Source organism: Fulvivirga marina, assembly GCF_016775155.1.
Classification (GTDB): domain Bacteria; phylum Bacteroidota; class Bacteroidia; order Cytophagales; family Cyclobacteriaceae; genus Fulvivirga; species Fulvivirga marina.
Map to the genome: position 1 here is coordinate 421,319 of NZ_JAEUGD010000066.1, position 20,730 is coordinate 442,048.

The following is a 20,730-nucleotide window of genomic DNA, read 5'->3' on the forward strand; positions in this document are numbered from 1 at the left end:
TTTCTTATAGTCTCAATAGCCTGTACGCTGGCAGTATGTAAATCCTCTGCTGAAAACCCCTGAGTTGGTTCTCGTTTGGAGTTTATTTCAATTATTTTCTTTTTGCTTGGCATGTCTCAATTTAACGCTTCTAATAAGTTAAAAGTTTTGATAAAATACAAATCGTAAACATACTTAAATTCCATTTAACCTACTTAAGGTAACCTATGAATCACAACTCATGAAATACTGATGAATTATACTATTGGGAGGAGACACTAGCATAATCTATCAGGGGGGCTATGGATTAAAATATCCCCTTTGTTAATTATAGCCTTATCCCTTATATTCATCACATTGGATGCTTACGATAAAAACATATCGGCCTAAAACACTTTCTCCTTTGATCAAATCATTATGATATCTTAAGATTTCGGAAGATTTGGGACAGCCATATTATTGAGATCATTCCGGAATAGGCTACGAGAGTAATTATGATGTGTATAATAAGACATGAATAGGTCCCCATGCCTTATTAACTCAGAGATATTAGTCCACTACTTCAAATCCAAACTCCCCTGCTTATCCTGCGGCATCTGCGGTATCTTGATATCTGTACCAATTGCCTCATTAAGCTTTTTGATAAATTTAGCAGCCAAAAGTGGTGATTCCTTCTCTACATTTTGGTGAATGAAGAAGTAGAGGTTTTCCAAACCTTGTTCTTTCCATGTTTTGATTCGCTCTATCCAGTCATCAAGACGGTTGTAGTCGCTTTCATGATTGGCTCCTACATAGCGAACAAAAGCGGTGGGAGTAGTGAGACGCATATGCATAATGTCTCTCCTGCCGGCTGAGTCTACCAGTATATTGCTAATATTGTTTTTCACTAACAGATCATATAACTCATCTGCAACTTCCTGATTTCCGAACCAATCTGTATGTCTTAGCTCAACCGCCAGTGGCAGGTCATGTGGGAATTTATCAATGAAGTTTTTCAGTCTATTGAAATTCTCTTCCTTGGGGCCAAAGTTATCATGTAATTGCAGGAATAACATCCCCAACTGATCTCCAAAGGCCTGAATACCTACGAGGTAGTCATCCAGGTAATCTTCATACCCCGCGCTCAGTCGCTTTAGGTGGCTTACATAACGGGGCAGTTTTGGGAAAAACTTGAAATCTTCCGGAGTGCGTTCCTTCCATTTAAGGATTTGCTCCTCTTTATATAGATTGTAAAAGGTCGCATTCAGTTCTATTGAATTAAATTCGTTGGAGTAGTACCCTAGTTCATCTTTTGTGCCTCTGGGGTAAAACCCTTTCAGATCAGCCTTATTCCATTTGGCACAACCTACACTCACTGTTTGTAGTGGCTTGTCATTCGCTCCCAAAACTTTTCCGGTATCAGGATGATCAGCAGGAAGGGTAAAATCTATTTCTTCAGGGTTATCTACTTTTCCGAATTTCATAATTTTAGTATTGAGATTTTAGTATTAAGTATTGAGACCAATGTACTCATTTACTTTTCATTTCATGGCAGTTGTTTCTTTCAGAGTTAAAAGATAACGTACTCTAAAATACGCTTTATCAGGGACATCTTTGAAATGGGCTTGTTATAATTTAAGGTATTTATGTAAATGGCACGCTCTCCTGCATAAACTTTGGATACAGAGACAAATTTTAAGTAGTTTTAACTCGCTTTGATTTTGATGAGCAACACACAAACCAATACGTAAACTTATGATCCAACGCCAGGTATACCGTACTGAAAAAGCCGGTTCCATTAAAAGCCTTAAACTCCAAACTGAAGAACTCTCTGAACCGGAAGCCGATGAGGTATGTGTAAAGGTAAAAGCTGTAGGGCTTAACTTTGCCGATATTTTTGCCATACAAGGGCTTTATAGTGCCACGCCTGAAGGATCATTTATTCCCGGTTTGGAGTACTCGGGAGAGATCATCGCGGTTGGCAAAGATGTAAAGAAATGGAAGGTTGGTGATCGTGTGATGGGGGCAACTAAATTTGGGGGCTATGTTTCACACATCAACTCAAATCATCGGTATGTAATCCCTTTACCCGATGACTGGAGCTATGAAGAAGGAGCAGGCTTTTTGGTCCAAGGGTTAACCGCTTATTATGGACTGACTAAACTGGGTAACCTGAACAAGGATATGGCTGTACTGATCCATAGTGCGGCGGGAGGCGTGGGTATACTGGCTAATCGTATTTGTAAAAAGTATGGTGCTTATACGATTGGTACGGTAAGCAATGACCACAAGGTTGAGTTCTTAAAAACTCAGGAGGCTTATGATGAAGTGATTGTCAGGGACAAAGATTTTGGAGATAAGTTACAAACTGCACTTCATGACAGACCGTTGAACCTGGTAATGGAATGCATCGGGGGCAGCATACTGAAGCAAAGCTGGGAGGCTATGGCTCCTATGGGGCGGATGGTGGCTTATGGGTCAGCTAGCTTTACCAGCCATGGTTCCAGGCCTAATTACCCCAAACTGATTTGGAAGTTTCTCAAAAGACCTAAGATCGATCCTCTAAGGCTCCCCTCTCAAAACAAATCGCTGATGGGGTTCAATCTCATTTACCTTTATGAGCAAACTGATATGATGCTTGAGATACTCAGCGAATTGCAGGCTCTAGAGTTAAAACCTCAACATGTCGGCCATACTTTTGATTTTAACCAGATGCATGAGGCGATTCACCTTTTCCAGCAAGGAAAAACGGTTGGGAAGGTTGTGGTGAAGGTTAACTGATAATTTATTATTCCCCATAATTTATCCATTTCTATAATGATCTTTAGTGAGAAAGAAACATACCGAACCTATTCAACCAGAGACCTATTATCATGTATATAACCGGGGAATTAATGGTGAATCAATTTTTAAGGAAGCCTGTAATTACAACTATTTCCTGGAGAAGTACGCGCAATATATCAATCCCATAGCGGATACTTATGCCTACTGCCTGCTAAACAACCATTTTCACTTTCTGATCAGAACTTGTTCTGCTGAAGTTATCATCTCTGACAGGGTTTTGAACCCTGTCAGAGATAGAGATAATAACTTCAGCGCCGAGATAGACTTTAGCAAAACCATAGGCAAACAGTTCTCCAAACTATTTAACAGCTACTCTCAGTCCATTAACAAGGCCTATGGCCGCACAGGAAGTCTGTTCGACAGGCCATTCAGAAGGATTCCAGTACAAAATGATCATTACTTTTCCCGTCTGGTCAGCTACATTCACAAGAACCCCGAAAAACATGGTTTTACTGACGATTTCAAGGACTACCCCTACTCCTCTTACTGGAGCCACCTTGACTCCAGAAAAACCCGCCTAAAAAGGGAAGAGGTAATCAAATGGTTTGGTGACCAAAGCTGTTATCAGGAGTTTCATGTTTTGGGCAGTGAGGATGATGACCTGAGCAAGTTTATTATTGAGGTTTAATTTTTATTTATTTAACTCTGACAGGGTTCAAAACCCTGTCAGAGTTAAATAAATAAAACGGTTGGAAAGGTTGTGGTAAGACCGGTCACTGATGTTTGATTTCCAAACATCAAATAATCGGTCATTAGTAGAAAATTAAAACTTAACCTGTACACTGGCGATGGGCAATATTTGCCCTCTCCTTTTAACATCAACAGACTGAAGTACGGGCGAATAAACTATTTCCCTGACATTCGATCTGTCTGTAATATTCTGGATCTCCAATTTAAAAGTAAGGGTATGCTTGGGATAGTTCAGCGTATAACTGGCCTGGAAGTCTGTTCTAAAATAGTTTTCCAGCTGCTCTTCATATATTCTACTCAGATCATAAACGGCCATTCCCTGTCGTCTGGATTCCTCTTCATTAATGGGAGTATAACGTTGGCCTCCTGCATATACAGCCCTTACATTCAAATTTAATGATCTATTTTTGGCTAGGTCGAAATCATAGCCACCGAGTACGTTGGCTACGAAGTTACTATTATAAAGTGTATTACGCTCTACTCCATCCCCTCCTATGTATTTGGATTGAAAGAGCGATACGTTGGTATTGAAATAATAGTTTTGATCGAAGAAGCTTTGCAGCGTAAGTTCTACACCATAATTCGTTCCTGTCCCTTTATTCACAAGTTCAAACCCGGTAAACCCTTTTTTGGCATTGGTCACAGAATAATAAGAGTTGTCAATAACAGGCACATCGTACAGGTCCTGATAGTATGCTTCTGCCTTGAAAGAAAGGTTATCCGTAAAGAAGTAGTTATATCCTAAAACATAATGCAATGCTTTTGAAAGGTCTAGATCCTTATTCAATGCCACGGGCGGCACATCGCTTTGTGGTGACATTTCGACCAAATAGGTAGCCAACCCCTCTCTCCTGCTGTGTAAACCAAAACCAAAGCTAAGTGACTGCTTGTCGTCCAAAAACCACTTGGCATTGAGCCTGGGCTCTATTGACCTCTGATTATTAAGCATAAACTGGGTAAAGTGTAGCCCTGAATTCAAAACAAAATTTCCACTTAGTCTGTATTTCCAGGTAGCATATCCTTGAACCACGCTTGTGTTCCCTTCATTATTCACCTCATCTACCAGCATTCTTTCACTATTGCTATAGACTTGAGAAAGCAGGTCATAATTTAAATAACTGTATATAAATCCTCCTTTGAAAAGGTGCTGAGCATTGAACTTATGATTCAATGCAACAGACAACCGGCTTGAATAATCAACAAAGTCTTCATTATTAACCCTAATGGTATTACTCCTGGAGATAGATACATCACGGGTAAAACTTACCTCGTTAGCCGAAAAGGAAAGTACGCTTAACAAACGGGTTTTGTCATTAAGCATGACATCATGATTAAGGCCAACAATTCCCAGATCTGAGGTAAAAGTCTCCTTAAGAAGATCACCGTCTTCTCCACTACTTAACCTACCTTTAGTCACTTCTGTCTCTTTACTTAATCCGCCTATTCCGAATAAGGAGAATGTACCTAGTTTTTGGGTAGGAATATTAACTTTAAACGAGAGGTCCTGGAAAATAGGCAAGGCATCATCAACCAGTTCAATGCCCATATCATTTAACACGGACAAGGTTGAATACCTGTAATTCATTAAATAAGATGATCCTCCTCCTTTTTTAAAGGGTCCTTCCATAGCTGCATCCATGCCTATCAGCCCTAAGCTAAAAGCATATTCCCGTTTCTCACTGTTCCCCTTGCGAATTTTAATATCAAACACACCTGACAGGGCATTACCGTACTCGGCAGGAAATGCACTGGTAAAAAAATCGGATGTACTCATCAGGTTACTGCTAATGATACTTACCGAGCCGCTGGAAGCTCCCTGATCAGTAAAATGGTTAGGACTGGGAACCTCTACGCCCTCAATTCTCCACAATAACCCTCTGGGTGAATTTCCACGTATGATTATCTCATTCTCCACATCATCGGAACCTCCGCCTCCAATAACTCCGGCAGTAGTCGTTACCATTCTTGACGGGTCATTGAAGGTACCTGCATATTTGCTGGACTCTTCCATAGAAAACGACAGACTGCTAACGGTAGAAAATTCATTTAAAACTTCGCCTGTTTGCTCATTGCTGGTAATTACAACGCCTTCAAGCTCGGTAATAGACTCCGTGATTTCTACAGAAAGCACCACTTCCTTACCACTGGTTACAATAACGTTAGGTATAAGCTTACTTTGATACCCTATATATGAAACGGCTATATCATATTTACCCACGGGTACATTGCGTATTTCAAAGTTGCCCTGCTCGTTGGTCACCCCTCCCGTTAAAGGCCCAGGCACCTTTACCACTACGTTTACACCAATTAAGGGTGCTTTGGAATCGACATCACGTACCGTTCCCCGGATCGTTTGCGTTGGTTGCTGTGCCCACAATGGTCCGAGCACTAACATAAAAAGAATGACTAGTATATAATTTGTTGGTTTTATTTTCATCTCAATGTGTTGATCTATATCGTTCGGAAGAGTTCAAAAACAATTGCTTGCTATTACATTTTAACTTTACAGGTTCTGGTCAAAGCATTTACATAAGGCAATACATTCCTTTGTACAAGCCATTGAATTACACTGACAGTGTGTATATGCTCTTATTCGCTGTTGACGGAAGTCAATTAACATGTAAAAAAACTATTAGTTATCTGCCAGCGCCTCTTCTTTTAGGCTTTCATTCTTTTCTTTTTCTTCCTTACTGAAAGTCAGTCTATACGACAACTCAGAAAGCTTCTTTTCCTCATTGGGTCTTACACTAAAATCTTTAACTCCACTTAACTCGCTCCAAACTTCTTCTGCCTTACCATCATCCTCGAGGCTAACAAAAAATACTGCCGAACTAATGCGGGTTAAAATATCCTCATATGGCAATTCCCAATCTTTAATCAATTTTTGAGATTTAAGTCCGTCGAGCTTCTCTTTTACTTCGGTAATGTGCGGAACATTCATATCATCAACTGGTTAAGTTTTAAAACTTTATACTTTAAATATTATTTAATTAAATAAAACAAGAATTAAGGATAATTAATTATCAATAAGAAATACAAAATCAAGCTATCTTCAATTAACTATTCCTAATCACTTTCACTGGAGATTCCATTGCGGTTTTGATCACCTTATACCCCACCGTGATAGCAAAAATGCCAAATAGCAGTATGGTGGCTGAAAATATGGCAAATATATTTACTTGGGTATGGTAGGTGTAAATGCTATCCAATAGCCAATCCACAAAATAAGAAGCTGCAAATATTCCTATAAACATGGATATGAGTAAAATTATCATGAACTCTTTAGTGATATGAAATGCAATATTCGTCTTTGAGCCTCCCAAAACCTTTCTGATCCCAAATTCTTTGGATCGCTTCGCGATATTCAATGAAAGCATGGAAAACAGGCCTGAAGAGCTAATAAACAAAGACACCATGGCCAGAATAAAAAATACCGTTTCTATATTACTATTGATGGTTTTGGCCTCGTACAGCATCTCTTCCTGCAAGTATCCATGAAACTGAATATTAGGAAAGGTTTCTTTCCATTCCTGTTCCAGTTTATGCCTCATCATGTACCGGTCCTCCGGGTTTACTTTAGCAGTTATAAAGTGATACCTGTCTTCATCTGCCATACGCAAAAAGAGTGGCTTAACGGGCTGCCATAGTCCCCGCATATAAATATTCTTCACCACCCCAATCACAAATAATTGTAGCGTGTCATTTACAATGATCTTTTTATTGAGCGGCTCCTCCCATCCAAATTCTTTAACGAAACTTTCCGTCACAAGCACCGACTCCGACCTGTCTCTTGCAGAGTGTTGCTCAAAATTTCTTCCCTCCAGTATAGTCAGGCTAGCTGTTTCTAAAAATTCAGGACTTACATTGATGCCCTCTACCCGTTCTTCTCTATCACCCGATTGCACCGAGCTGGTATAGATATTCCGGCCTATGTGTCCTTCTGAGCCGGAAACACTTAATATTTTGGGTTCCTGAGTCAGCCTATTAGCAAATATGTCATACTCGGACTTATTATTTACCTGCACCACTATGGTTTGCTGGTGATCAAACCCCATATCCAGAGTTTGTTGATACTCTGCATTTTCGTTGAAGGCAAGTCCTGCAATTAAAGATAGTAGTACAATACTCAATTGAAACAGCAGCAGGAATCGCATAAAAACATTAGTTCCTACTCGTTTAAAGTTCTCTCTGAATATTTTGGTAGGGTCAAATGAACCTACATAGAAAGCAGGATAGGCTCCGGCCAAAACGGCTGTTACGATCAATAACACCACAGAGAGTAAAATAATATCCGGACTTTCAAAGAAATTGAACTCCAGCTCTAAAAAGGACCATAAGGCGCTGTAAGCCGGCACCAAAAAGCTGGCAAGCACTATGGCCAGGCATATGGCAATCAGACAAACTACCAGGTTTTCAGTTAAAAACTGTATCATTACCTGGTTCTTTGTACCTCCGAAAACCTTTCTTAAGCCTATTTCCTTTAACCTTTTTCCTGACATGGCCATGGCGCTGTTCACAAAATTAAAGCAAGACAGCAACAGCATCAGCACGGCCATTACAATGGGCGTAATTACTGCTGAAGAAGGCAACCCCTGTCTAAGCACATTTCCTCTCAGGTTTTCCAGGTTGCCTGCCATTTCTGGCAGTGGGTCCAAATAAAAGCCATTCATTTTCAAATCTTCTCTGGCCTGACTTTGTATTGCAGCATACTTCCCCAGTTGCCCTTCAACTTTTTCTTCTTCTGAAGCATCTTTCATGAGTATGAAAGTGGTGAGAACAAATGATGCCCAGTCGTCTTCTTCCAACTTTGCCAGATCAAGAAAGTTGTCAAACAACAGCAGCATATCGAAATTGAAACTCGAATTGAGTGGGATATCATCCAGAACACCATTTACGGTATAGCTTCTCTCCCCTATATTTTTGTAATTAACTGTAATCGTTTCGCCTATAGCGTCCTTCCCGCTAAAATGCTTCTCAGCCATCTTCCTAGAGATCAGCACCTTACTTTTATCACCTTTGGCTAGTTTATTCCCCTGGATAATCTTAAAAGTAAATACATCCAGAAAATCGGGATCAACAAACCCTAACTTGTTATTATAGGTTTCGTCCCCAAAGATCAACTCTTCCCTGGTCTCCGTGTACCGAACCGATGTCTCTATTCCTTCAATCTCGGTTTTCATAGCCGGTGACAAAGGCAAAGGAGTAATAGCAAAGTTAACCGGTACACCGTTGATATTAGCCACGCTATTTACTTTAAAGATCCTGTCAACGTTAACATGAAAGGCATTAAAGTTATGGTCAAACTTCCAGCTCAGATAGGCTATAATACAGCATGCAAGGGCTGCGCTTAAACCAATAACATTGATCAAAACGATTAGCTTTTGTCTCAAAATATTTTTAAAAGCTACTTTTAGGTAATTCCTGAACATTTATTTTTTCTACTATTTAGTTTTAGTTGGCTAATTCTACAGTTAAACAAACTCGACGTGTACTAATTACCTTCTCACGTAATAAAACCTTTAACCGATTTCCCACTTTATTTTAAGCTACTGAAAACCATAACTCTCCCAAAAACTCTACTACCTTCTGAGCGAATTTAGACTTCAGAAAATTATCGCTATTACTCAGCAAGACTATTCCCACACCCTCGTCTTTGGCCGGAACAGAATTGCACTCCTGTTGTTATCAGCTTATGCCTTCGGCCACTTACTATTTCTTTTTTAGGAAGGTACTTATAAACAGGTGTATCTATATCCAACACCCCCTTCTCTACCTGCTTCATCACAAAATATGTAAACACGGGTTTTGATATTGAAGCTGCTTCAAAGACAGTTGCACTATAGTCAATAGTTACTCGTACAAGAATAACAAACGCTACACCACCTTATAAATACCTTCCTGACTTCTGATTAGTTATAGAAGATTTCCTTCTCTCCAAATAATCGCTCTGCCTCTGTACCTCTGGTTTTGCAGTCTTCTATCAACTTATTAGATGCAATAATCGGATTAGATTCTGGCGTATATTTTATGGTCATGATGTAATTTAACCAAGGTTCTTGCCCCATAGCATAGACATAGGTCTCTTTAGGACTAAACTGATCTACAATGTGCATACCTCGCTCATAATTACTACCTGCTAATCTACGAGACTGATCTTTATCGCGATCTAATTTTTCGGTAATCAATGGACCGTATAGCCATGACAAAGGTGCTCCATCACACTCCATACCCAGGAATAGCACATCGACGTTTCCTATTACTTTTTGAACATGCTCATAAAGTTTTGGCTCAATATTGCATGAATCAGCTGCAAATAGTACCGATAGTTTATCCTCGAATTTTACATGGTGACAAAGCTTAGTAGCAATATTCAAATCAGCATGCTCTCCTAAAAAAGGTAGCCCGGTGATCTCGCAATCTCCTATTTTGATACTATCCATTTCAGACAATTCTATTACATTATCAAACCCTAAGTGGTTGAACATTAACTTCAGGTTTGGATCCTGTAATTCACCACTACCATTTCTCGGAACAATTATATGCTTGATTTTATGCCTCAATTGCAGCAATGTCTCGAATAGAATATGATCCTGATGGTTATGTGTAATTAGAACAAAGTCAATTTCATCAGGTAAGTCTGTGTAGGTGTATCTTGATATTTCAGAATCATAACCATAGCTGATCACCGGATCTGCAAGTATAGATACATCCTTAGTTTCTACCAGTATGCATGCGTGGCCAAAGTATCTGGTTCTGATACCCTCTCCCTCATACTTTTCGTAAGGCTTAGGTGGCGTCTCAGTGAAAAAGGTTTTGAATATTTCTTCATCTTCAGGAGAGATTCCCAATTCATCTCTTATTTTTTCATATGAGTTAGGAACACGCTGCATTTTAAACAACTCGTCAATTCCCTTATGATTAAACGGAATTCTAAGGTGAATCACACCCTCTTCGCTTAAACGTGGTGTACTCAATACAAAGGGACGGTCATCTTCTTCAATTAAATACAGCGCAATGCTTTGGTAAGAGTCATCGTAGTACTCACTTTTGTATAGCAATGACTCAAAAAAACGATAAGAAGGCTGATTATTAGTATCATAGGTTAGTTCTACATACCCTTTCAAAATATCAGGCACTTTTTCATAAAGAGGCTCCAAAGAATACCCTTTTGCTTCGTTCATCAGCATAGAGTTGAGTTCTTTAATTGCATCTGATAGTTCAATCATTTTTTGCTGACGCTCCAATATCTGCTGCTTATGCACTTCCACATCAGCTTTTCTATCAACACCATTGAAGTCCATAAACGGGCCTCCCAGCATTTTGGGGTTTTTAACCGCTGCCGCATGGATTTGCGGTGCCTGAATGTATGAGTTTATAATCTTTAAATGCCTATCTGTAATGTTCCTGGCAGCAGTGGCCGGAGAAATCAGGTGAGACCAGGCATACCACCCTTCAAATAAAGGCTCCGGAACTACGTTGGACTTCAGGTATACTTTCTTGTTACTCATGATGTTATTTGTATTAAAGTTAAAGTAGAGGTAATAATTTCCATAATTTCTTTTTGGTGATCGAAAATGAAAAAGTGCTTGCCGGGAAACTCTATGAAGTTAATCGGTATAGTACTTTCTTTTTGCCAGGCTCTGGCATCATCTGCGGTAGTCACCTCCTGGTCGCCGATCATTACCGTCATAGGTATGTTATGCGGCTCAGAAGAATCGTGTTTATAGGATTCAATGGCTTCAAAATCAGCCCTCAGAATGGGCTCAAAAAAATCGAACAACTGTCGGTCCTGAAGTATTTCATCAGGGCTGCCTCCGTATTCAATGAGCTTATCCACAAACTTATCTTTAGGCAAGAGGTGCTTTCCTTTATCCGGGTCATCCACCGACGGCCCCCTACACCCCGTTAAAAACAAATGCAGGGGTTTTTCATGGTTGTTTGCAAGAATTTTCTTTGTCAACAAATGAGTCAGGAATGCCCCCATACTATGCCCGTAAATTGCATAGGGTCCGAGGTCAAGTTGTGGAGCCAGCTTATCGTACAAATCATCCACTAGTGCTTCCAAATCCGTCATCAGGGGTTCCCTGATTCTTTGACCTCTCCCCGGCAATTCTATAGGAATCACTTCAATATCTGCCGGAGCGTCTGTCTCATATCCCCTATAGGAATACTTGCTGCCCCCAGCAAACGGGAGGCAAAATAACTTGATCATAGGCTATATTTTTGGTTCAAGTTCTGGTTTATTAATTACTTTATTGGATATTATTTTTCCATAATCCAGTTTTATAAGTCTATCAGTATGATGATAAAACTCATCATCGTGGGTGATGATAATGACGGTTTTGCCATCTCTTTGTAGATCTTTGATGATCACCTCATAAAAATAGCGTCTGAAAACCGGATCCTGCTCTGCTGCCCATTCGTCAAATACACAAACCTGGCGATTTTCCATCAAGGCATAAATCATGGCCAACCTTTTCTGCTGGCCTTTTGAAAGGCCATTTTCTATCACATTTCTCTCCCTGTCTATACGGAGTGCTTCTGCAAGCTGCATGGTATCAATGTACTGTTTGAGTGAGACGGATGAATTCTGAAAATCGATGTTATCATAGTTTTCACTAAACAGGTAATTGTCAGTAAAAATGGCTGATATCTGATTACGGTAGTAGGGATAATTGTTTGCTGATACCGGTACACCATTGATGTAAATGACCCCACTGGTTGGCTTATAAATTCCGGTGAGCAACTTCACAAATGTACTTTTACCACTTCCATTCCCCCCAATAATAAACATCAATTCACCTCTCTTTATTTCCAAATTAATTGGGCCCAACTGAAAAGTGCGCTGATCTTTCTTGCTGTAATACTCGTAAGTGACATTTTCAAAAACTATGGATTCAAACTCGTCGTTAATTTCAGAAAGGTCGCCATGCCTTACTTTAATCGTAGACAGGGAATTCAACTTATCGTCAAACTCCTCGAGACGTTCAACAGCAATCTTAACATTGGTGTAAACCGGAATAAGATTAATCAAACCACCTAACGGCCCCAAAACATAAAGTAGCGTAATGATATAAGCTGATACCTGCTGTATTTCCAGTTCAAAAAACATGGGTAATGCAAAGAGCGAAACTCCTATTACTACATAAAAGCTATAAGTACCAACAAGGTTATTGTTCACATACTTATTCTGATTTTCAATAAGCAGATCTTTGGTCTTGATTCTATTGGCATTGATATAATCCTGATACAGGGAGTCATTCCTCTTGCTGTTCATTTTAATCTCTTTGAACCCCAGAATCAGATCGTTAATATATCTGAAATAACTGTTTTGCATATCCCTCACAATATTGAAGTCTTTTTCAATCTTCTTATTCCGCACCACATAAAACAGCACAATCAGGATAAAAACCAATGTTAACATGAGCCCGCCAATCCAGGAAGCATAGTACAAATATCCCATACAGCTTACCACAATAATTATTGAGTTGAATGACTCGATCATCGTTCTGGGGATACTACTTACCATTTGTGCATCCTGCAATGCAGTATACACCCTTTCCTTTCCCATGGCTTCATAGTCCTCATATGCAGCGAACCTTAACTTTTCTATGATTGATATCCCAAAATCATACGACAAGTCATTGCTAAGCTTCACCATAAAATTTTGAAACAATTTGCTGGTGACAAGGGATAATACCAGCAATAGCACAAACAATTGCCAGACTGGAAGTATAGCAAAAGGAATTTCATCTCCGGTAAGTGTGGCATTGATTGTTCCCAATAACCCAATATTCCAGAGACTGCTTACCAAACCGAATACTATACAGAAAAAATAAAAAAACCTTGATCTCTTTTGCAGTAAGGTCATTAATGTATTCATGCCAATAGATTATTTACTTGTATTTAATCAATACTAATTTTACGTTTTAACAATTGAAACTTTGTGCTTCAACTTTAGAAATCTGTTTTTATTGTCCGGACAAACTCATTGTCTCTGAAACTGTGATAGACCTATATATGCTATCAAAAAATGGCTTTTTAAATATTTCATAATGAGTCGTTTCCAAAGTGTATAATTGAAACTCTCCTTTGGAATATTTTTTCCAGGGGCTCATGTAATCGCCACCAGAATTCTTGGTAGTCACTATGCCTGTAATATTAGCACTTATAACACCAGAAATACGATAATCTTCCAAAATTTTTGTATTTTTTAAAAGAATCTGCTTAAGGCGTATAGACTCCTCTTCTGAAACGTCTTGGTATAACCCCAGAATAGTTTCATTTAAATATTGTGCCACCACTTCTTCAGAATATTGATCGATAGAATCAATAAAAATCTCCTCATTAGGATACCTGTCCACTAGTACCAGTTCACAGGTAAAGTTGAGTTTTTCCAGATTTTTAACGACTTCATATGCGATAGCAGCCCCCATGGAATATCCCAAAACAAATAGTGTTTCATTTTTATCAAACCCTTTGTGGGTAATCAGCTGTGAGAAATGATCACTGATCTCCTCTAGTGAATTATAACTGCGGTCTCCATCATAATTTAGACCGTAGCAGTTAAACTCACCTTCGATATATTTTGCAAAATCTCTGAAAATGATCGCATGCCCCATGATGGGAGGAATGAAGATCATATTCCTGTTTTTGGGATTTGATGTATTCAAAGGAACGAATTCCTCTTCGACAGTTGACAAATGCTCCTCTAATAATTGGGCATGTTGCTCCAATACTGGGTTTTCAAACAGCATCTGTACAGGGATCTTTTTATTAAATTCTCTCCTATATAAACCTGAAAGACGTACAAGGTTAATGCTATTACCTCCAATCATAAAAAAGTCGTCTTTAAGCCCAATGTTTACTCTTTGCAATAGCTTCTCCCACAATGAGGTGAGCTGCTTTTCTATTTCACGCTCAGGAGCTACATAAGCTACCCCGCTCGACAGTGTATCTTTCTTCGGATTGGGTAATGCCTTTTTGTTTACTTTACCATTTACAGTCAAAGGCAATTTCTGCAACTGTACAAAGTAAGCAGGCAACATATATTTGGGTAATTTTTCTCCCAGCAATGTTTTTAAAGCTGATACACTTTGCTTCTGAGACGAAGTAAAATAGGCAGCCAATTCCATCCCTCCTAACTTATCACTGTTGACTGGTATCACAGTTGCCTGCTCTACCTCTGTAAGTTCAAGTAAAGCACGTTCTACTTCATGAAGTTCGACTCTATAGCCGTGTATTTTTACCTGGTTATCCATTCTACCCAAAAACTCTATATTACCGTCGGGCAACCACCTACCCAGATCTCCGGTTTTATATAGTTTGGTATTAGCAAGACCAGAATGGATGATAAATTTCTCTTGGGTCAGTTCGGGCCTATGCAAATACCCTCTGGATAACCCTAGTCCCACAATGCAAATCTCCCCAACAACACCCTGAGGTTGAACCGCTGCCACTTCATTAAGTATATAGATAGATGTGTTGGGTATAGGTCTCCCTATGTCAATGCGCTCTCCTGCTTTCAGTTCCTTTACAGTACACCCCACCGTGCTTTCAGTAGGTCCATATTCATTGTAAATTCTCATTGAAGGGTTTAATCTCCTTAGAACATCTACCTGTCCGGGATATAAAGTATCTCCCCCTACGATGGCTACCTGCACGGAAGTAGTTTTCAGGTCAAGTGCTGCTATAACATCGATGTGAGCCGGTGTAAGCTTGATATGGGTGAAGCTACCTTCCAGATAATGCTTTAAAACATCTGCTATTTCCCAATCTGAGCTATAAACCTTCAATTTACCTCCCGACACAAGAGGTAAAAACAAACTGCTTACCGTTAAATCAAACGACAACGAGGTGAATAGTCCGAATGCCGAATTTTCAAATGGTGGAATCAAATAGGTTGACTGAGCAAAACCTATATAATTCATTAAAGCTCCGTGTTCGATCATCACACCCTTGGGCAAGCCAGTAGAGCCTGAAGTATAAATTACATAAGCCAGATCTGCTAATGCTGGTTTTGTACTGTTGAGGGTTGATGAATACAGAGCTGAGTTTGACTTAAAGTTCTCCAACTCATTGTTGTCAATACAGACCTTACAATGACTATCTTCTATGATATAGGAGATCCGTTCAGCAGGATAGGCTGGATCTACAGGCACATAGGCGGCTCCTGATTTTAAGATCCCCAATATTGCTATTATTGACCATTCACTCCTTTTAAGCTGTAAGCCTACCAGGTCATTAGCACCCACCGCATATTGCGTTTTCAAATAATTGGCAAATTGCCCGGACAGTGCATCCAGCTCCTGATAGGTAATATCCCTGTCTTCTAATTCAAGGGCTGTGTAATCCGGGGTAGTCGCAACCTGAGACATAAAAAGTTCCACAACGGTCCTTTCTGATCCCTTGCTAACGTCGATGCCCATCCATTTGTCTGTGAGCTGATCCCGTTCTTCAGCAGTCAGGAGGTCTATGGCTCCAATTTGTTCTTCAGGATGATTCAGCAAAGAATTCAGCAACTGCCTGAAGTGCTTCATCAAACCTTCTATCATCTCCCGCTCATAAACATCCTTATTGAAGTTTATCAGGAAGTGCAAGTGATCGTCAAACTCCTGAAAGGTGATTTCTATGTCGTATTTTGAGGCACTAGGTCCATTATCGGTAATGCTATTCAGCATTTCCTCGGCAGGGAGATCACTATTATTTTCACCCGCATTTTGAAAAGTAAACAGTACATCAAAAATGGCACTACGGCTGGTATCCCGTTGTAAGTCGAGGTCTTCAACCAAGCGATCGAACGGATAGTGCTGATGATCAAAAGCTGACAAGGTACTCGATTTGATCCTCTTGAACAGGCTTACGAAATCTTCACAAGGGTCTACCTGATTGCGAAGTGCCAATGTGTTTACATAAAAACCTATTTGGTTCGCCAGGTCCGTATGCTCTCTGCCTGAGACTACGGTACCTATGATGATATCTTTTTGCGATGTATACCGATAAAACAAGGCGTTCCAACAGGCCAGGATGCCCATGTACAAACTCCCCCCGTGAGACTGGCTAAATGCTTTTAACTTCTCCGTGCTATCGGTAGGTATATACGCACCCAAGCTATACCCTTGGTGGGTAACTACTTTCGGACGTGACTTCAGTGTAGGCAATTCCAAGACGGGTAATTCTCCGGACAGCCTGTCCATCCAGTATGAGCGGTAAGCCTGAAATGAGGCTTCTTCCAGCTGTTTCAATTGCCATGCAGCGTAATCTTTATATTGAATGCTCAACTCTGGCAGCTTGGCAAGCTCACCTTTCTGCAAAGCATCATAGATCGTAAAGATCTCCCTGATCATCACATCCATTGACCAGCCATCGCTAATGATATGATGAAGGTTATAGCAAAAAAGCGTAAGGCTGCCCCGTAGTTTTAACAGGCTCACACGCAGTAGTGGCCCTTTTTCCAGATCAAAAGCCTTGTACCTGTCTTCTCTGATGTACTCTTGTGCCTTGGCCTGAATATTAACTTCACTGCTTAAGTCAATTGTATCTGCTTTAAACTGCAATTGTGCAGGCTCTAAAATGCGCTGTCTCAGTTCTCCCGTTTTCGGATCTTCTTCAAATACAGTTCTTAAAATTTCGTGTCTCTCTATAACTGTGTATAGTGCCTTCTCAAAATTATAATAATCATAATCACCTTTCAACTCCAGCTGGCCGTGTATGTTATAGGCCACCGAACCTCCCTCAAATTGACTAAGCACCCATAGCCTGCGCTGAGCATCTGACACCGGATAGCTTGTACTTTCTGCCACGCGAGGAATCTCTTTAAAACCATCCGCAACATGTAATATGGTCTTCGATGTGTTACTTTCTACCAGAGCAGCCAGGTCTTCCAATGTGGTATGAGCGAAGATGTCATTCATGGTCACTCTTACACCAAACTCCTTATGAGCCTTAGCCAAAAGTCTGGTAGCTTTAAGACTGTGTCCACCCAGGGCAAAAAAGTCATCCTTTATACCAATACCAGTCTTTGCCAAAACACTTTCCCAAATCGTAACCAGTTTACACTCAATTTCATTTCTAGGAGCTATATATTCAGTTTCCAGCTCCATCTCATCAGGTTCTGGTAATGCTTTTCTGTCCACCTTGCCATTGCTCGTCACCGGTAGTTCATCCAACTGGATGAAATAAACCGGCACCATATAGTCAGGTAGCTGAGTCTTTAGTAATGACTTCAGGTCTGCTATTTTCAACTCCCGTCCAGAGGTAAAATAGGTGACTAACTCTTTTTCTCCATGCTGGTTAGTTCTCGCCAACACTACGGCCTGCCCGATTTCCTCAAATTGCAGTAAGGCGTGCTCTATTTCTCCGAGTTCAATTCTGTGCCCTCTAATTTTTACCTGATTATCCTTTCTCCCGACAAACTCTATATTGCCATCGGACAGCCATCTGCCAAGATCTCCGGTTTTGTATAGTTTTATGCTTCTGCTCTCCTTTTTGCCCGAATTGCTAAAAACAAACGGCTGATCGACAAATTTCTCGCTAGTGAGATCAGGCTTTTTCAGGTAGCCTTTAGCCAGTCCGTCACCCCCCACACATATTTCTCCCACTACGCCTAAAGGAACCAGATTCTGATACTGATCTAAAATATAACAGGTGCTGTTGGGTACAGGTTTCCCTATGGGCAAAAGCTGTTCTTTGCCTGGAATTTCTTCTATCTCATAGTAAGTTGAAAAACTCGTGTTTTCAGTAGGCCCATATAAATTCAGCAATCTCACATGAGGGTAAAGCGATTTAAACCGCCGGACGTGATTTACAGATGCCTGCTCTCCCCCGAAAAGCAGGTACTTTAAGTTGCCTAATGAAGGTAAATGATCCTCCATTACGGTATTGAACAAAGCTGTGGTTAAAAACAGATAGTTTATCTCATGGTCTGTTATTAAACTTTCCAGTTTTGAGAGATCAAGAAAGAATTCTTTGGACGAAAGCACCAGGGTAGCACCATTCAACAGGGGCATAAAAATGTCGAACGTTGAAGCATCAAAATCGAAACTTGACAAGCCTAATACACTATCTCCCGACCCTATACTTAGATAACTAATATTATTCACCAACCTGACTACGGACCGCTGCCTTAGCATAGCTCCTTTGGGCTTACCGGTAGAACCCGAAGTGTATAAAACCATGGCCAGGCGATCTCTATCTGTCTTTTTATAACATGAGGCTGTTGAATATGAAGTCTGACTTGTTTTATATCTGGCCAACTCAGCATCATCGATCCAAAGCTTGCTACCGGTATCATTTTTAATATAATCAATCCTATCCTGGGGGTAATCAGGATTTAGCGGCACATAAGCTCCCTCAACTTTAAGCACAGCCAATATGGATATGATATACCACTCGCTTCTTCCCAATGAAACACCTATAAGCTCATCGGGCTCGATTTCATAATTTTCTCTGAGGTAATTAGCTAATTGGTTACACTGCAGGTCTAGTTCCTGATAGGTCAACACCCGACCTTCAAAAATAAGGGCTGGAAGATGAGGGGTGTCCTTTACCCGATCTTCAAAAAGTTCTACTACCGACTTGTCTCTATCATAATCAGTCCAGGTGTCGTTAAATGATGTCAGAAGCTGATTTTGTTCATCGGTATTCAGGTAATTAACCAGCCCTATTTTCGCGTTCGGAAATGATATCAGCGACTCCATAAGCTGCTTGTAGTGCCTCATAAGTCCTTCTATCATTTCCTGATCATATACATCAGTATTATAATTGATATGGAAGTACAGATAACTACCTATCTCCTGAAAGGTGATTTCCAAATCAAACTTCGATGCAGCAGGGCCATTATCTGCTATCTTGTCTATTGATCCCTTCTCCAGTTGAAGCTCACTCGCATTTTCGCTGGTATTTTGCAGTGAAAGCAAAACATCAAATACCGGATTTCGGCTTGTATCTCTACGTAAATCCAAACTATCCACCAGACGGTCGAAGGGGTACAGTTGGTTATCAAAGGCTGACATGGTAGTGGCCTGCACCCTTTTATACAGTGTAGTAAAGCTTTCTTCAGGATCTACCTGGTTACGTAGCGCCAATGTATTAACATAGAACCCTACCTGATTAGCCAGATCGCTATGCTCTCTGCCTGCTACCACGGTGCCGATAATAATATCTCTCTGGGAGGTATATCTATAAAATAAGGCATTCCAGCAGGCCAATAATCCCATGTACAAACTGCCACCTTGCTGCTTGATAAAGGATCGCAAATTTTGAGTCGTGCTTTCAGAAATAAATGTTGACAGGTTATGTCCTCTGTAGGTCTTAACCTTAGGACGCAACTTATCTCCGGGCAAGTCTATTACCGACAACTCTCCGGACAAGTTATCTAACCAATAAGTCTGATACTTACGAAACTCTCCCCCCTCCAATTGTTTTGCCTGCCATACAGTATAATCTTTGTACTGAATTCTCAGTTCTGGCAAAGCTGGTTCCTGTTTTCTTTGATAGGCCGTATAGATGGCAAATATCTCTTTAATCAACAGATCCATTGACCAGCCATCGCTGATGATATGGTGCATGTTGAAATAAAGAACAGAGAATGTATCAGATAATTGAAAAAGATAAACACGCACCAGTGGTCCATTTTTAAGATCAAATGATTGGTATTTATCCTCATTTATATAGCTGCTCAGTAACTCTTTACAGTCTGCCTTTTGGGATAGGTCAATGCGCTCAACACAAAAACCTAACTGTTCCCGATCCAATATTTGCTGGCGGGGCTCTCCATTTTCATCTTCCCCGAACACTGTACGCAACACCTCATGGCGATCAATAACTGCATCTACAGCTTTGCCCAGATCATCAAGGTTGTAATACCCTTTTAGGTCTAGCTGCCCAAAAAGGTTATAGGCTGCGGAACCTTCATCAAACTGACTGAGCACCCAAAGCCTGCGTTGAGCATCTGAAACAGGATAGCTTTCTGCTTTCGCTGCGGCAGGAATACCTTCAAATTGCTCTGACTTATGGCTATTGGTCAAATAGTCAATCAAATCCTGTTTATGCGCCTTCATTTCCTTTAGAAGGTCAACAGGTATTTGACTGATATCCTTATACACTTTTAATTGATCATCAACTACTTCAACCTTGATGTTATGCTCAATTAACTTATCTATTAGCTGCTCTATCATATTTATCCAGATGGCTTAATAGCCTTCAAAAGCAATACTTTTTTATATCCTTGTACTGATT

At 40.2% G+C, this 20,730-nt stretch carries 11 protein-coding genes; 2 read left to right on the plus strand and 9 right to left on the minus strand.

Annotation, left to right across the window (positions count from 1 at the left end; genetic code table 11):
* Nucleotides 1-536 precede the first annotated feature (536 nt).
* Nucleotides 537-1,442, minus strand: a complete 906-nt coding sequence (locus JMN32_RS22680) for a DUF72 domain-containing protein (protein WP_202858676.1) — start codon at nucleotides 1,440-1,442, stop codon at nucleotides 537-539.
* A 271-nt stretch (nucleotides 1,443-1,713) separates the two neighbouring features.
* Here JMN32_RS22680 and JMN32_RS22685 point away from each other — a divergent pair, with 271 nt between their 5' ends.
* Both JMN32_RS22685 and JMN32_RS22690 read left to right on the plus strand, forming a co-directional pair.
* On the plus strand, nucleotides 1,714-2,739 hold the full coding sequence (locus tag JMN32_RS22685; protein WP_202858677.1) for an alcohol dehydrogenase catalytic domain-containing protein: 1,026 nt from the start codon (nucleotides 1,714-1,716) through the stop codon (nucleotides 2,737-2,739).
* A gap of 46 nt (nucleotides 2,740-2,785) precedes the next feature.
* The gene (locus JMN32_RS22690) at nucleotides 2,786-3,430 is read left to right on the plus strand and encodes a hypothetical protein (RefSeq protein WP_202858678.1); all 645 of its coding nucleotides are present in this window, start codon (nucleotides 2,786-2,788) and stop codon (nucleotides 3,428-3,430) included.
* Nucleotides 3,431-3,565: 135 nt separating this feature from the next.
* On the opposite strand, the gene JMN32_RS22695 is transcribed toward JMN32_RS22690, so the two are convergent.
* The 8 genes from JMN32_RS22695 to JMN32_RS22730 form a co-directional block, all read right to left on the minus strand.
* On the minus strand, nucleotides 3,566-5,929 hold the full coding sequence (locus JMN32_RS22695) for a TonB-dependent receptor (RefSeq protein WP_202858679.1): 2,364 nt from the start codon (nucleotides 5,927-5,929) through the stop codon (nucleotides 3,566-3,568).
* A gap of 195 nt (nucleotides 5,930-6,124) precedes the next feature.
* Nucleotides 6,125-6,433, minus strand: a complete 309-nt coding sequence (locus JMN32_RS22700; RefSeq protein ID WP_202858680.1) for a hypothetical protein — start codon at nucleotides 6,431-6,433, stop codon at nucleotides 6,125-6,127.
* A 115-nt stretch (nucleotides 6,434-6,548) separates the two neighbouring features.
* Entirely contained in the window at nucleotides 6,549-8,921 is a 2,373-nt protein-coding gene (locus JMN32_RS22705) for an ABC transporter permease (RefSeq protein ID WP_202858681.1), read from the minus strand.
* Between the two features lie 191 nt (nucleotides 8,922-9,112).
* Entirely contained in the window at nucleotides 9,113-9,358 is a 246-nt protein-coding gene (locus JMN32_RS22710; protein WP_202859082.1) for a serine hydrolase, read from the minus strand.
* Between the two features lie 43 nt (nucleotides 9,359-9,401).
* Entirely contained in the window at nucleotides 9,402-11,000 is a 1,599-nt protein-coding gene (locus tag JMN32_RS22715) for an MBL fold metallo-hydrolase (RefSeq protein ID WP_202858682.1), read from the minus strand.
* Nucleotides 10,997-11,704, minus strand: coding sequence for a thioesterase II family protein (locus JMN32_RS22720; RefSeq protein ID WP_202858683.1), 708 nt, complete (start codon nucleotides 11,702-11,704; stop codon nucleotides 10,997-10,999). The genes JMN32_RS22715 and JMN32_RS22720 overlap by 4 nt, the downstream gene beginning before the upstream one ends.
* Before the next feature lie 3 nt (nucleotides 11,705-11,707).
* On the minus strand, nucleotides 11,708-13,375 hold the full coding sequence (locus tag JMN32_RS22725) for a cyclic peptide export ABC transporter (protein WP_202858684.1): 1,668 nt from the start codon (nucleotides 13,373-13,375) through the stop codon (nucleotides 11,708-11,710).
* Between the two features lie 88 nt (nucleotides 13,376-13,463).
* Nucleotides 13,464-20,669 carry a non-ribosomal peptide synthetase gene (locus tag JMN32_RS22730; protein WP_202858685.1) on the minus strand — a complete coding sequence of 2,402 codons (7,206 nt, stop codon included), beginning with the start codon at nucleotides 20,667-20,669 and terminating at the stop codon, nucleotides 13,464-13,466.
* Nucleotides 20,670-20,730: the final 61 nt, after the last annotated feature.